We start from the raw sequence: 13,701 nt of genomic DNA on the forward strand, positions 1-13,701 counted from the left end.
CTTAAGTGACCGGCATTAGCCCGCAGGCAGCCTTTCAAGACTGTGATGATATTAAGGCGCAAAGGCCCGTTCAAAAGTAAAACTCAGCGTGGCTTTGTCTCCGGCGGGGAAACTGACTGACACAGAGTCAGATTTGACCCGCCACAGGTGAGTTTCTCCCCACGGCGTGGTCCACCAGAATGAAGAAATCACATGGGTCAGTAAAAACTGGCGGATCACCACCGCATCCGTTTTTTTGCCAGTCCAGTTCAGGCTCCAGGTTTCGGCACTCGCGTTAATGCCGTTTGCAGCTATCTGCTTATACCCATCGCCAAACTGCACCTGCAGTGTCCTGACTGTGTCCGTACCCTGAGCACTTTTTTGCGTTCGCCAGGTAAAAGTATCAGTCGCCATCTTTTCTCCGGGAGATATAAATTCAAGTTGTCAGGTTATTTTTTGTATAAGAGGCCACCTGGAGATATTTCCTTCCTGAGTCTATCGGACAAAACCCGCTCAACAATGCCCTGCAGCTGTTTTGCAGTATTTGCTGTATCACTGCTGCTGGTTTCAGTCGATGAAGGTTGCTGATCGATGGTGACCGGTGCATAAACGCTGATAATGCTAGCCCCAAACCGTGAAGCCATTCCTTCCTGCGCTCCCACATACCCGCCTGAAGCATAACCCTTCATCAGACGATAAAGATTTCCGACCCCCAGACGGCTGGTCGCTTCCTTGGTGAATACAAACTCCCCGCCGTGAACAATGCCTTTGGGTTCATACTTTCCGCCGTGCCCGGTGTAGCCCCCCGCGTCATATTCGCGGATGTAACCACCGTTATAAGCAAGCTGCAGGTTACTATAGCTGCCGCCGGTGATTGCCGTCCCTGCATTACCACCACCAGAAACGCTTCCCGTTACCCATCCCATGGCTGACTGAATCGCGTAGGCCACCAGCAGACGGTCGATCACGTTAACAATCATTTTCAGAATGGATGAGGTGAAATCTTTGAAACTGGCCTTGCCGGTAGTGACCAGACTGTTCAACTGGTCTGTAAGCCCGTTAAATCCGGACTGAGCCACCTGCAGCACGGACGTGAAAACATCCGTTGCAGATTCAGCGTATTCCGCCCAGCCCTGTTTCGCACCCGCGACCCAGTTTGACCGCAGGGCGTCTTCTGCTTCATATGTTTTCTGTTGTTCCTGCAGGACGCGCTGCTGGGCAGAGGGGTTAAACGCATAGGCTTCCTGCAGACGCTGCAGGGTGGCAGCCCGATCTGCCTGACGCGAGGATACACCCTCTGCCTGGGCATCCAGAGCGGCGCGTTTTGCCGACTGCTGCTGGGCAAATTTGTCCGCCTGGTCGGAAAGTGTATTCAGCCTTTGCTGGGCAACGACCTTATCGCCCAGCACAGCCAGTTGCCGTTTGTACTCAAGCGTTTCATCCTTATGCGCCAGCAGGGATTTTTCCTGTGCAGATAACTGCCGGCTGCTGGCTGCCTGCTCAAGGACGGCGTACTGATTTTCGGCTTGCCACAAATCTTTGCGCTGCTGGCTGATAACATCGTTAACGCTGGTATGCTGCTGCAGCACCTTAAGCTGTGCCTGCAGACTCAGTAAGTCCCCCTGCGCGCTGTCTTCTGCCCGGTCTCCCGCAGAAGTGGTGACCCGCTGTTTTTTGGGTTCCTGCCGTTTCTTTGCCTGCTCGACTTCTTTCTCACGCAGGGCAATGAGTTTTTGCGCATTCGCGATAGCGGTCGCATCACCCGAAAAGGCAATTTTCCGTGACTGTTCCCGCGCCTCTTTAAGTTTAGCTTCAGCACCTGCAACAGCATCCGTGGCCAGATATTCCTTATTTATCCACTCCACTGATTTTTGTGTTGCCAGGTTCCCGTCTATGGTGGCTTTTGTGAGGTCCCCCCTTAACTGCTTCGCCTGCTCAAGAGCGCCAACAATGGGATCAATAGCACCCCCCAATGCCACACTTTGCTTGCCTAAATTCACCCCCGAATAATAGTTTCTGACTGCCTCTTCCGCATCCGTCCACGCATCAGGAATACCGAGAACCTTAAGCCGGTGCGCTTCGATCTGGGCATTGAGGTTGGTAAAATCAGATGAACCTTTGTATTCACTGACCTTGGCTTTGGCATCCAGATAGCTGAAGCCGACCGCAATCATTTTCTGCGTGGCTTCGTCAGCACCATCTTTTGTGGTGATGAAGAGATCGGCAACGCTTTTAATCGACGCGCCAGAAGAATCGGCAATAGCCCGGATATTTTGCGCCAGCTTTTCCGCTGCACTACCACTTAAACCCAAGGACTCCTGAATAATCTTGCTGGCTTCGGCAATCTCCTGACGGCTTTTATAAACCGCCAGGCCCAGGCTGCCAAAAACGACAGCAGCGACGCCGATAGCCGCATTGAGCGGCGTAATGTATGTCAGCAGTATTTTGGCAACGTTCCCGACCCCGCCAAACGAATCTTTAATCTGGCCGCCCTGCTGAAGGAGGATCAGCCAGGGGCTTTGCCCGCCGGCCAGCTGGGTGGCAATATCGGTGAACTGAGCAGGCAACATCCGCATTGCCGCTTTATATTGCCCGATGGAAATACCCGCACGCTGTGCAGCAAGCTCCTGTTTAGAGAATGCCTGCTGAACCTGCGTCCCGGCTTTCGTCGAGTCCGCCCCTAAGCCGGTAAATTGCTTGCGGACATAACTGACCTGTTCATTAAATTTTGCGGCATCAACATCGAGGCTGACGACCAAATCACCCACTGGCTGGGCCATAGCGGACTCCTCCTGACAGACCTTCTGCGATAGCCATTAACTGTTCATCATCGGGATCCGGCTGCTCTTCCACGACGTGAGGTTTTAGCAGACTGAAATGACCCACGTTAAGATCGTTTTCCCCGCATACCAGCGACAAAATATTGAGGTTCAGCGCGGCGAAATGTGCATCAAGCAGCGCATCTTCGAAGTAATGGGACTCGTAAAATCGGTGCCATTCCTCCAGATCGCTGGAGGACATATCAGCAAGCATGGCGCGCCAGTCAGGCCGTCTGAACTCACGCGCCAGCTTCATGACAAAGTCCATTTCACGGGTTAGCGCTTTTCCGCTGTTTCCCCTGCGCTGTCGGTGTCTTCAGACTCAGGAACTTCCTGTTCGGTTGTCTGCAAATTTGCCATCATGCCCGACAGCACTTTGATCTGGGTATCCGCTTTCCCGATGGCCTCGACCGGCCATGTGCTCATCACCTGTTGCTGAAGTTCGCGGATATCCGGCTTCGGCGACTCGCTGTGCCACAGGGACATGGCGACTACCATCGCACCCGCCCGGATATTCAGTTCAACCAGTGCGGCTGACAGGATTTGTTCGTCAGGCTCATCGTTGGGCAACGCTTTTTCCTGCGCGGCCAGATAATGCAACAGTTCGACGCGCTGCAGTGCCGACAACTCGTACAGAGTGGCGTTTGCCCCGTTGAACTCAAACAGTTCTGATTTTAAAAACATGCTCGCTCCGTTATGCCGCCGTGACGGTCAGTGTGCAGATAGCCACTTTCTGGCCGTCATTGGTCATCACGATGAGTTGTGTCGTGCCCGCTTTAAGGCCCTTCGCCGTGACGGTATTACCCGATACCGTCAGCGTAGCGATAGTCGGATCGGCAGCCGCAACATTAAACGCGCCATTTGTCGCGCCGTCCGGAAGCACCGCCACAGTGATCACCGCATTTTGTCCAACCACCACGCTGGTGGTTGACGGCGTGACGGTCACGCCGGTCACGGGTACCGCGGCGGTCTGATTGCTCTCGGCCAGCGCAGGTTTGCCCGTATTGGTGATTTTCACCGTCCGGGTGATCACCTCTTTTACCGGCACCGCTTTGCCCAGGCTGCTGATCCAGCCACGGAAGACATCAACAGCGGTGTTGGGATACCGAATTTTGTACCCGCGCACTGCGCCATCGTAAAACCAGTTAACCAGATCCTGCTGCCCGCTCTCTCCAGGCTTCCAGGCCAGTGTAAACGACGTGTCCCCGGAAGATTTGGCCCCCTGCGCCGTGCCGTTCCAGTCGGCGTCGGCATCATCGAGGTACGTGTCGTCGTAGGATTCCGCCGTCATTTCTCCCGGCGTCAGCTCCTTGATTTTCGCCAGCCGGGTCCAGTCCTGATCCGATAACGGATTGGCGTAGGGATCGCCGCTGCCGGTGTAAATCCAGAGGGTGGTGCCCGCGCCTTTGGTCGGTTCGAGTTGTGTGGTCATAAATTCCTCACATTAAGTAAGTCAGGGTGTAACGCAGGTCAGCGGAGCCCCACGTCGACATTTCATCATCGCGCTGATAGTCATAGCCTTCGGGCGTGATGTTTTCGATAAGGTCTGAAAGCGCCGGAATGTCACCCACAACGGGGTAAATGTTTTGTTCCATCCACAGGTCGAGATCGGTGTCAGGACTCACCGCCTTGAGAAATACCTCCACGTGAAGCGTCGCCCGCCACTCATCTTCATCAAGGGTTTCCCCAGTGGGTTCAGCACCGGAGAGGTAGACGGCAACGGCGGGCAGGTCTTCAGCGGTCAGAAAACTCGGGCGGCCGTCATACCAGGTGACGGAAGGATCGGTCACCGAAAGTTTCAGCACGTCCAGCACGGCTTTACGGATTTTGGGGTGCTTTATCATCGTTTAATGACCAGCCTCAGTTGATATTTCAGGGCGGAAGCCATTTCCTTCGGCATATCGCTTTGCATCAGACGGTGAGTTTCTGCGGTATACGCTTCCGTAAGTGGGGTGGTTAACGGTATCTTCACGACCTCAATCGGGTACCGGCTTTTCCCGGAACGCTGGAGCACATGCCACCGGCCGTTAGCCAGTTGCTGAATAAACGCATTCCGAAAGGTAAAGCGGCCTATTTTGAGTACGCTGCCCTGCCCGCGTAGATTGCCCTGACGCCGGGAGACACGCATTTGTGCCGCGCCCAGCTTGATGGCCGGTAAATTACCCCGGTTGATTTTTAACGTGGCAACCGGCCGGTTTATCGTGGCCTTTTTCAGTTTTGCACGCTGCATGACCAGCTTTCTCGGCACCTTGGTTTCCTTCGACACAGTGCTGCTGCTGCGACTGATGGCCCGCCCCGCCACCCGGTTAACCGCCTGCGCTGTGGCGCGGGGAACGGCCGTCGAACTGATACTGTTCATATTGGCGATGGCCTGTTCCAGCCCTTTGATGGTCATATTCCCTCCCCTTACTCCAGCCAGATTTGTGGCTTCCCGTTAAACATCTGATGACGGGTGACAATGTAACTTTCTGCCTGATAAACCACCTGATCGTTACGGTGCGGCCGGTAATCGGGAGAAAAAACCACAACAGACAGGCCATCGCCGCTCACCGGCCCCATCTCGGGCAGAAAATGGCTTTCAACACCGGTGAACACGGTGCCATTAATCACCACCTCCCGCCCAAACCGCGCGGTCGTTACCGCATCCATCCGCGCGGCCAACACATCAAAGGCGTTAGCCATTGATTTTCACTTCAACGACGGTGCTGCCCGCAGCGGCAGCTTCCCAGGCAATGCCAGCGGCCACGGCATCCGCAGACGCCAGCTGGATTTCACCGTCCGCGATATACACTTTTGTGCCAGCGGGGATCGCATCGGCGGAGACTTTCGGCAGCAGGAATACCCCTTCGGCCATGCCCGTACCGGTTTCATTCGGGGCAATATCCACCAGAGAGACAACCAGCAGGGAACCCAGTACCACGGGGTCGCCGCTCTCGATCACGGCAGCGCCGGTGTTGGTAATGGAAATCGTCTGACCTTCCTGTACAAAATTCTTAGCCATTGAAAAACTCCAGACGCCCCGGAAGGGGGCGAATTTTAGGTATAAAAAAAGCCCTTACGGGCATTCGGGCAACGCGGGAGGAGGATTACTGGCCGGAAGATTTCACCAGACCGCGGTAATCGAGCGGCGCAACACCGGCATCAATGCGCACTTTCGTCGCAATACCGTCAGAACTGAACCCCTCCTGCTGATCGATGTAAGGCAGCTCGACACCGTTGAGATAAGCCACCTCGATGGTGTCCATACCCTGTGCAGCGGCCAGGTACCAGGACTTGGCACTGTTATCGTCCAGACGTGGTTCACCGATCACCGTCGCAAAGTTCTGGATCGGGTTGATGATACCGGCGTTAACGTCGGCGCCTTTCACGCTGGCAGATTTGATGGTCTGGTTTGCCACGGTTTCGAGGGCGGTTGGCACCAGCAGGAACGCCGGGCGGATATTCAGGGTACGGCCGGTGGTTGGCTCTTTCTGAACGCGCATCAACTGGCGGCCCGCATCCAGATTCGCGACGTCAATGGCACCGGTTGCCAGGTTTTTATGATCGCTGCTGAACAACGCCTTACCGTCTGACAATTTCGGGTTGCCGGTCAGCACGGCATACACCAGATCGCCGATGGTGGCCTTCGCGGCGCGGCCCATTTTCATCGGCACGTCAGTCAGCTGATTCAGATCGTCGTTGATGATGGCCTGACGGGTAATGGAGAAAATTTCACCGTAGGTGGCCAGCGCAATGGTCTCGCTGTTATCGGTCGTCGTGACGTATTTGTATTCCGCCCCTTCGCGTACCTTACGCAGCGACGGGAAGCCGCCCAGCCCGACGCGGTGCGCCGTTTTAAAGTCAGAGAGCTGCCCTTTCTTCGTCCAGGCTTCAAAGGTTTCCTGTGACTCTTCCCAGCCTTGCAGCAGAGATTTGTTCGCCACATCCAGCAGAATATTGCCAAAATCAGAGGTAGTGTGCGTCATCGCCAGCCCCACCATCTGCATCGGGTTATAAGCCGCAACGCCGACCCCGCGCTCGGTCAGCGACATGCGCGCATATTCGCGCAGGGTCATGCCGTTATACACGTTGTCATTCTGCCGGTCTTCGTAGCCTGCGCGCGCCATCAGCGCCTGGCGGATACCGTCGCCGGTGAAATTCCCGTTGCCGGCGTGAATGTGTGCATTGTTGCCGTTTTTATTGGACGGGCTGGCATTTTTCCCCAGCATCACCAGCAGCTTGTCCTTGGCCTGATCGACCGTGCAGTCGATATCTTCAATGCATGACGCCTGTAATTCCTGATGGCGGCCGCCAAACATCGCGAACAGGTCTTTGATCCCCGTGACGCGCTGTTTCTGCGCGGCAATGACCTGATTTCGGATGGTGTTTTCATCCAGCGCTGCGGGGCCAGGAACAACAGGCGCAACAGGTGGATTCTGCGGTTCCGGCTGATTCTGAGTCGTCGCTTTCGGCTTGGTGATCATGTTTTTCAGTGCGTTTGGCATAGCGTCGAATTCCTCGATACGTTTTGAATTAATGCGGGCCATTGCCTGCACCGCGGTAGAAATCTGGTCAGCAAAACCGTGCTCAAGGCATTCCTGCGCGGTCATCCACGTTTCCTCACCCAGCATCAGGGCAAGTTCGTCAGGGGTTTTGCCGGTTTTTTTGGCATAGGACGGGATCAGCACGGCCTCGACCTTGTCCAGCAGGTCGGCATAGTCGCGCATGTCGTTGGCATCGCCGCCGGTGATCCCCCAGGGCTTGTGGATCATCATCATGGCGTTTTCAGGCATGATGATGGGATTGCCCACCATAGCAATCACCGAGGCCATTGAGGCGGCAAGACCGTCGATATACACGGTTTTGCTCGCCGTATGGCTGTTAAGCAGGTTGTAAATGGCAATGCCGTCAAAGACATCGCCGCCCGGCGAGTGGATATGCAGGTTGATATGGTCCAGATCGCCCAGCGCTTTCATGCTGCTGGCGAACTGGCGGGCGGTCACGCCCCAGTAACCAATCTCGTCATAAATATAAATATCAGCAGTCTTGTCACCGCTCGCCTTCATGCGGAACCAGCTTTTGTCCCCCGCGGATGCTTTGGGTGACGCCCCCAGTTTATTTCTTCGATTCTTTCGCACTGGCTTCCCCTTTATCGTTTGCCGGATCCGTGTCGAAGACCAGACCTAACGTTTTGTTTTCATCGACTTCCGCCTTGCGGCGGCGTTTTACATCGCCCGGATTCGCGCCGCGCGCCCTGACCCAGTCCCCTTCCGTTGCCGCGCCGCCACGCAACAGCACGCGCCAGGAGTTGGCCTCTTTCATCGGGTCAATCCACGGCATCACCGGCCCGCTGTAGACCGCATTAAACAACGTCGACATGTCCACATCGGGCGGTACGTCGATCACGCCCGCCGTGATCGCCATCTGCAACCAGCTGCGGTACATCGGTCGGGTCACGGCGGCAATAAATGCATCCTGAAGAATGCCGTAGCCCTCAAAGGACTCCACCAGCTCCTGACGCTGCGAACTGTAGGTGCCGTTGTAGTTACGGGAGATGCTGGAAAAGCTGCTGCGGCTGCCGGCGGCCACCGCCCTGAGCTGCCCGTTGCGGAACGTCTCAAGGTTAGGATTCGGCCGGTCCGATTTAATCATTCCGATTTCTTCGCCGGGCTCCAGTTCATCAAAGAGCATCCCAGGCTCGATGTTGAGCTCGCGGGGGTCTTTGTCATTACCACCGGCATCGCCGTAGGATTGCCCGTCGCCTTTTTTCACGTACATACCCAGCGCAGCGGCAATACGGGCGGCCGTCAGTTCAGCATCTTCATACTCTTTCAGCGCACTCAGGCGGATCAGGATGCCGGACAGCAGGCTGTTTCCGCGGACCTGATGAAGACGGCGCATGAATTTCAGGTGCATCATGCCGTCTGCAGCGATTTCCTTGGTATTGCCCAGCGCAACGCCTGATGTCACCAGATTTTTGTAGACGACATACTTTGTCGGGCATCCCCAGTCGTTGAGATAGATCCCCTGACAAATCCCCTTCCCGGTATCGTTCATCTCCAGCGGTATGTAGTCCGGTTCCAGCGCCTCAACCCAGAAAGGGATGTTCGCCGTCGGGGTGAGTCCGGGCGCGGAACCCCGTACCATCTGGCCGAAAACCTCACCGTCGCGCAGCCAGGTTCTTGCCATCAGCCGCTCAAGAACGGGGCGGGTAAACTGCCCTGTCACATCGGGGGAAACAGACCACTCCGCCCAGGCTGCCCGGATCTGTTTAGAGAGCTCATCGGCCACCAGCCCCGTTTTCAGGATGGGCTGGGGATCAACCACAATTCCGCGCGCGCCGACAATGCGCTCTTCGAGTTTGTCCAGCAGGCCAATCACCAGATCGTGATTATTGTCCAGCCAGCGCGCCTGCTCCCTGACCGAACGGCCAGCAAACTGCGTGAGCTGGTTTGCGTTGCGGTTTTCCCGCTTCGCCCGGTGCGTGCGCGTCGGTAATGCCGCCTCGTAGGCATTGATTGCCACACGGGACCGCAACCGGGAGGCTTTCCAGCCTGGTGAAATCAGGCCAATGGCATCATCAATCAGGCTCATCGCAGGAACCTCGCCAGCCGGTACTGCGGTCGCCCGCGCTGCGCCGCCAGCAACGTACTTAACCGGCGCTCCCAGTATTTTCGCCCCTTCTGGATTTCACTGAGGTTCTCCATCGTCATGGATTGCCCGTTAAAGGTGATGGATTTCCCCTGCAGGACGGCGCGTTCAGCGGTCATATACTGCTGGATCATGTCTTCAATATCGGCCTGATTCATAATACCCAGCCTCCTGATGTGGATGGCGCCCAGGCAGAGGGTTTCTCCTCTTCCTTGGCGCGGGTTGTTTTCGGTTTTTGATGATTACTGCGGGGTTTCAGTGTGGGTGAATCAGAAGGTGCAAGCGGAGCGGACTGTTCAACGGGGCGCGCCCAACCAGGCGGTTTTTCCCAGTTTATCCGCTCGTACCCGCGCAAAATCACCAACGCATGGGCATATACCATCAGGTCGAACGCTTCGTTCGCCCCCTTCCCTGGCTTCGTCCATTTGCCGTCAGCGCTCCTTTCTTCATAGGTCAGTTCGTCATAGAACCACTCCCCCAGCCAGTCAGGAAAGTGAACATAGTTAGCCCCCGGCGTATCGCGCTGAAGTGCGTTACTGATCTGGTCTTTGAGCATATTGGTCTGCAGCAGGTAGAGCGGCACATCGCCGCGGGCCTCCGCCCGGCGGTTAGGGCGGTCGGTATTGTCCGGAAATGACCTGGTGATCAGCTTGCTGCGGGTCGTGCTGTCGCCTTTGAAGAGATAAACGCGCTTATGTACGCCATCGCGGCGACATTGGCGCCAGAACTCATAGGCATTGCCGGTCACGCCGTCTTCACCGCCGGAGTCCACGGCCATCGCCAGCACGGGCATTGATACGCTTGGATTGCTGTTGAGTGGCCATGTCTTATCCAGCACGTCAGTGCGCAGCAAGTCCCAGTCTTCCAAGTATCCAGCAGGATCAATAGGCAGGCTTTCGCCGTTCGGCCCCGTGCGCATCGACTGTTTGATATTGTACCGGTCGACAACCCACCGCTCGCCGTGCGCGCCATAGCCAATCACCTGCACCACAAAGCGCCGGTTGCGCCCGCCTTGTACGTCAACGGTCGCTACCAGAAAACGCACGCCGTCGGGCACCGTACGCTTGGTCACCACGGTGGCGCGCGCCATAAGCGTTTCGGATTTCCGCTGCTCAACGCTGGACTGTGGAATATAAGGCAGGCCCCAGTCAGTGTTGATCACCGCTTTCAGGGTTTCTTCACTGCCGTTGGCCTCATAATCCTGCTGGGCAGAAAGCAGCTTATAGACCAGTTGAGACAGGGTCTGATATGCCGCTGCGGGACCTTCCATCCAGAAAGAAGCAATGCGGGAACGTCTCGCGGTACCCGTAATCACACCATGACGGTCAATCTGCTCACCGTCGCGCAGCCAGACGCCTTTCTGATTAAGAGCGCGCTTCTGGTCTGCCGTGATTTTTCCGCGGCAATGTGGGCATTCAATGAATGCCGCCTCACTGGCAATCACCGGATCGACAATATTCTGATAGCCCTGCACCACATCTTTCGCCGGTTGGAAGTGTTCGCCGCAGTGCGGACAAGGCCAGTACCAGCGTCGGCGATCGCCGCGGTTATATAATGAAAGAATGCCGGTGGTCGGCGGGGCTTCATGAAGTGAACTTCGCCGCCACTTGGTATCTCGGATATCACGGCCCGGTGAACTCTCCACCAGCGTCATACCGGATGACATAAATGTCGTGGTACGTTTTGAGGCCAGTGTGAAGCCGTCACCTTCTCCGTCGATATCCTCGGGAAAGCGGTCATAATCCGTCAGCGCCACGCACTTATAATCGGATGACGACATGATGTTAATAGAGGGCCAACCGATTTTAAGGTAGTTACCGGCGCGAAATGTTCGGTCGTAGACGTTGTTGTCATTACGCCGGGGGCTCAGGCGCTTGGCGACTTCAGGGCTGCTGCGGAAAGTACGATCGAGACGCTTTTTACTGTGTTCGCGCGCTTTTTCTTCTGTCATCTGGATAAGCAGCATATCGGAGGGATCGCAGACAACGTTGTAGACTATCCAGCCATCAATCAGGCCAATGGTTTTACCCGTCCGGGACGGTCCGACGAAAATCACGGCATCGTATTCACGCGATGCCAGACAATTCATAGGCTCAATGACATACGGCGCCAGATTCGGATCCCAGGGAACGGAGTTGCCGGCTCCCATCGGTACACGCATATATTGGCTGACAGCATCGGCAACCAGCATACGCCGCGGTGCACGAAGTATTTCTGGTACATCTCTCCGGATGCCACGCGCTGAAGCCCGCTTTGCCATCAGTCCTCCTCAGACGTCACCTCCTCCGGTTCTGCGTCAATGACCTTCTGCGCAATCTGGTCACGCAGATCATCAATAATATTTTGTACCCGCATCACGGCTGACGGCGGCAGAGCACAATCTCGCTCGAGCACGTCCGGCAACGTTTCCAGCACCTGAACGACGGCTTTCGCCATAACCGAAAATTCTCTTGCCACATCTTCCGCGGGGATAAGCTGCCCCATGCTCTGCTCAAAACTCAGCCGCTCATTCTCGGCCTTCCAGTGCGCCAGCCGGTCGGATGGCGTCATTTCAGCGACGTCACCTGAAACCGTGGGGATCATCAATTCAGTCAACACATCAGTCACGGAAAATAATTTAAGTTTCGCGTTACTGCCCGGCGCGGGATCGACATTCTTCAGGCGCGCCGCGACGGTCTGCCGGTGCACACCCGTGATCCCTGCAAGTTGATTGATGTTGAGTTTGAGTGAGGCGATTTCCTGGCCCATGATGGTGAACACTTTTTAGACGATTCGACATCTTTGCAATTTGGGTATTAATAAAATCAATAACCTGCACAGATGATGATGATGACCCTAGATCGCGAAAACTAGCCGTTTTCCGCGAGTCCGCCGCCCCGTGGCAAGGCCCCCGGCCGGGAGTACCTTTCACTGCTAATCATTTCATTTGAAACTATATTCGATGCCGTGCATCCCCTCCAATCCAAATTGCACACAGGCGCATACGGGACACCATCAATAGTGACCTGCATATTGTCTCCCATAAAAAAACCGCCCTTAGGCGGTTAGGATTAAGATTGCTTTGTTGTCTTTGGTGGCTCTGGAAGCGGCATCCAATGTGTGACTTCATACTGACTATATTGGGTGTTACCAGGGATCGTTATGTAGTTAAAAGTGTCGTAAAGACTATCGTACTTCCCACACCCAACACCGCGATCAGTAGCAAGAGCTACTAACTCACCGCTTTTTGGTTTTTGGTCTTCAAACAATATCCAATTCATTCTATTTCCTCACATAAAGTGAGGTTTAAATATAAACCGTTTTTAAAGCCATTGGGAGAGAGGTAAACCACAGAAAGTAATACAAATGAGCCAAGTTAATTAATTTTGCAGCGCTTCTGGGCTTCGGCCGCATAGCCCTGAAGGTATTGGATTACTTGGTCGTCTCTGTTTGTTGACTCTCTGAGACTGAGAACAGCTGATCCACCTGCTGGCGTGAGGTCGATTTGTACTGCATCGCCCAGGCTGCCGCTGCCGGAAGTGCTGTTCCCGACGAGTTGGCAGGTGGCAAGGTTTGCTGCGGCGATTCGCACCCGGCGAGTACCAGCAGCAATATCAGCACGCAACTTCTCATTCTTAGCCAGTTCATCTGCCATTTCCTTCGTGTGCTTCGCATCCAGCGCCTGAAATGCTATCAGGGCCGCTTCGGTGCGCTTCTTCTGGTTGGTCAGGTCAATCACGGCCTGATCGCTTTGTTTCTTCAGCTCTGCGGTGTGGGCTTCGTTCAGTCTGGAAACATCAGCATCCCAGCGTAGCCCTTCAACCCACCACGTGAGAGCAATTCCAGCCACGAAGGCCAGTGCAATCGGCAAACTGTTATTCATCCAGCCCCCAGCAAGTCAGCTCGCTTTCCTGATCACGCCTGATGACCTGGCCAGCGCAGTTGTTCGCCCGAATTCGGCAATCTTTCCCGCCATCCCATATCCAGCGCTTAATTTCGGCGCATGCACCAAGTCGGTCGCCAGCATTAATTTTGCGATAGAAGGTCGACGAGAAGCATTTACCGGGACCGATATTCCACGGGCAGAACGAGGCGATCCCGACCTTCTGCGGCGGCGTCAGTGGTACATGAATATTTTTATCAACCCAGGCCAGCGCTTTGGCCTGCTCTGCTCTATCGATGGCATCACACTGCGTACGCGTCAATTTCATATCTTTAAATACAGGCTTCCCGTTCACATAAGTCACGCCGCCGCAGATAGTCCAGACGCCGCCCTGATCCTGATAAGCAATCA

The 13,701-nt window shown here is 55.4% G+C and carries 17 protein-coding genes; all 17 read right to left on the minus strand.

Going from position 1 to position 13,701, the window contains the following annotated elements; translation table 11 throughout:
• Positions 1–51: 51 nt before the first annotated feature.
• Positions 52–393, minus strand: a complete 342-nt coding sequence (locus tag UC14_RS21045; RefSeq protein ID WP_112198368.1) for a phage tail protein — start codon at positions 391–393, stop codon at positions 52–54.
• A gap of 35 nt (positions 394–428) precedes the next feature.
• Entirely contained in the window at positions 429–2,759 is a 2,331-nt protein-coding gene (locus tag UC14_RS21050; protein WP_112198369.1) for a phage tail tape measure protein, read from the minus strand.
• Positions 2,740–3,054, minus strand: coding sequence for a phage tail assembly protein T (locus tag UC14_RS21055; RefSeq protein WP_112198384.1), 315 nt, complete (start codon positions 3,052–3,054; stop codon positions 2,740–2,742). The genes UC14_RS21050 and UC14_RS21055 overlap by 20 nt, the downstream gene beginning before the upstream one ends.
• Positions 3,055–3,074: 20 nt before the next feature.
• Positions 3,075–3,482 (minus strand): phage tail assembly chaperone G, encoded by a 408-nt coding sequence (gpG, locus tag UC14_RS21060; RefSeq protein ID WP_112198370.1) that lies wholly within the window; start codon positions 3,480–3,482, stop codon positions 3,075–3,077.
• A 10-nt stretch (positions 3,483–3,492) separates the two neighbouring features.
• A complete protein-coding gene (locus UC14_RS21065) occupies positions 3,493–4,230 on the minus strand; it encodes a phage tail tube protein (RefSeq protein WP_112198371.1) in 738 nt (245 codons plus the stop codon).
• Between the two features lie 7 nt (positions 4,231–4,237).
• Positions 4,238–4,642: a phage minor tail U family protein gene (locus tag UC14_RS21070; protein ID WP_112198372.1), complete on the minus strand. Its 405-nt coding sequence runs from the start codon at positions 4,640–4,642 to the stop codon at positions 4,238–4,240.
• Positions 4,639–5,193: a phage tail protein gene (locus UC14_RS21075; protein ID WP_112198373.1), complete on the minus strand. Its 555-nt coding sequence runs from the start codon at positions 5,191–5,193 to the stop codon at positions 4,639–4,641. The genes UC14_RS21070 and UC14_RS21075 overlap by 4 nt, the downstream gene beginning before the upstream one ends.
• 11 nt (positions 5,194–5,204) lie before the next feature.
• Positions 5,205–5,480, minus strand: a complete 276-nt coding sequence (locus tag UC14_RS21080) for a DNA breaking-rejoining protein (protein WP_112198374.1) — start codon at positions 5,478–5,480, stop codon at positions 5,205–5,207.
• Entirely contained in the window at positions 5,473–5,799 is a 327-nt protein-coding gene (locus tag UC14_RS21085; RefSeq protein WP_112198375.1) for a DUF2190 family protein, read from the minus strand. Before UC14_RS21085 ends, UC14_RS21080 begins: the two co-directional genes overlap by 8 nt.
• Positions 5,800–5,884: 85 nt before the next feature.
• Positions 5,885–7,843: a ClpP-like prohead protease/major capsid protein fusion protein gene (locus UC14_RS21090; RefSeq protein ID WP_112198376.1), complete on the minus strand. Its 1,959-nt coding sequence runs from the start codon at positions 7,841–7,843 to the stop codon at positions 5,885–5,887.
• A gap of 49 nt (positions 7,844–7,892) precedes the next feature.
• Positions 7,893–9,371 carry a phage portal protein gene (locus tag UC14_RS21095; protein ID WP_112198377.1) on the minus strand — a complete coding sequence of 493 codons (1,479 nt, stop codon included), beginning with the start codon at positions 9,369–9,371 and terminating at the stop codon, positions 7,893–7,895.
• Positions 9,368–9,586 (minus strand): hypothetical protein, encoded by a 219-nt coding sequence (locus UC14_RS21100; RefSeq protein ID WP_112198378.1) that lies wholly within the window; start codon positions 9,584–9,586, stop codon positions 9,368–9,370. Before UC14_RS21100 ends, UC14_RS21095 begins: the two co-directional genes overlap by 4 nt.
• A complete protein-coding gene (locus UC14_RS21105) occupies positions 9,583–11,688 on the minus strand; it encodes a phage terminase large subunit family protein (RefSeq protein ID WP_112198379.1) in 2,106 nt (701 codons plus the stop codon). The genes UC14_RS21100 and UC14_RS21105 overlap by 4 nt, the downstream gene beginning before the upstream one ends.
• Positions 11,688–12,176: a DUF1441 family protein gene (locus UC14_RS21110; RefSeq protein ID WP_112198380.1), complete on the minus strand. Its 489-nt coding sequence runs from the start codon at positions 12,174–12,176 to the stop codon at positions 11,688–11,690. Before UC14_RS21110 ends, UC14_RS21105 begins: the two co-directional genes overlap by 1 nt.
• Before the next feature lie 302 nt (positions 12,177–12,478).
• Entirely contained in the window at positions 12,479–12,688 is a 210-nt protein-coding gene (locus UC14_RS21115; protein WP_112198381.1) for a DUF551 domain-containing protein, read from the minus strand.
• A gap of 95 nt (positions 12,689–12,783) precedes the next feature.
• A complete protein-coding gene (locus tag UC14_RS21120; protein WP_112198382.1) occupies positions 12,784–13,290 on the minus strand; it encodes a lysis system i-spanin subunit Rz in 507 nt (168 codons plus the stop codon).
• On the minus strand, positions 13,283–13,701 hold a 419-nt coding region (locus UC14_RS21125; protein WP_112198383.1), incomplete at its 5' end, for a lysozyme. The genes UC14_RS21120 and UC14_RS21125, both read right to left, overlap by 8 nt.

The sequence above is a fragment of the Rahnella sp. NRRL B-41462 genome (genome assembly GCF_003263525.1).
GTDB lineage: Bacteria > Pseudomonadota > Gammaproteobacteria > Enterobacterales > Enterobacteriaceae > Rahnella > Rahnella aceris.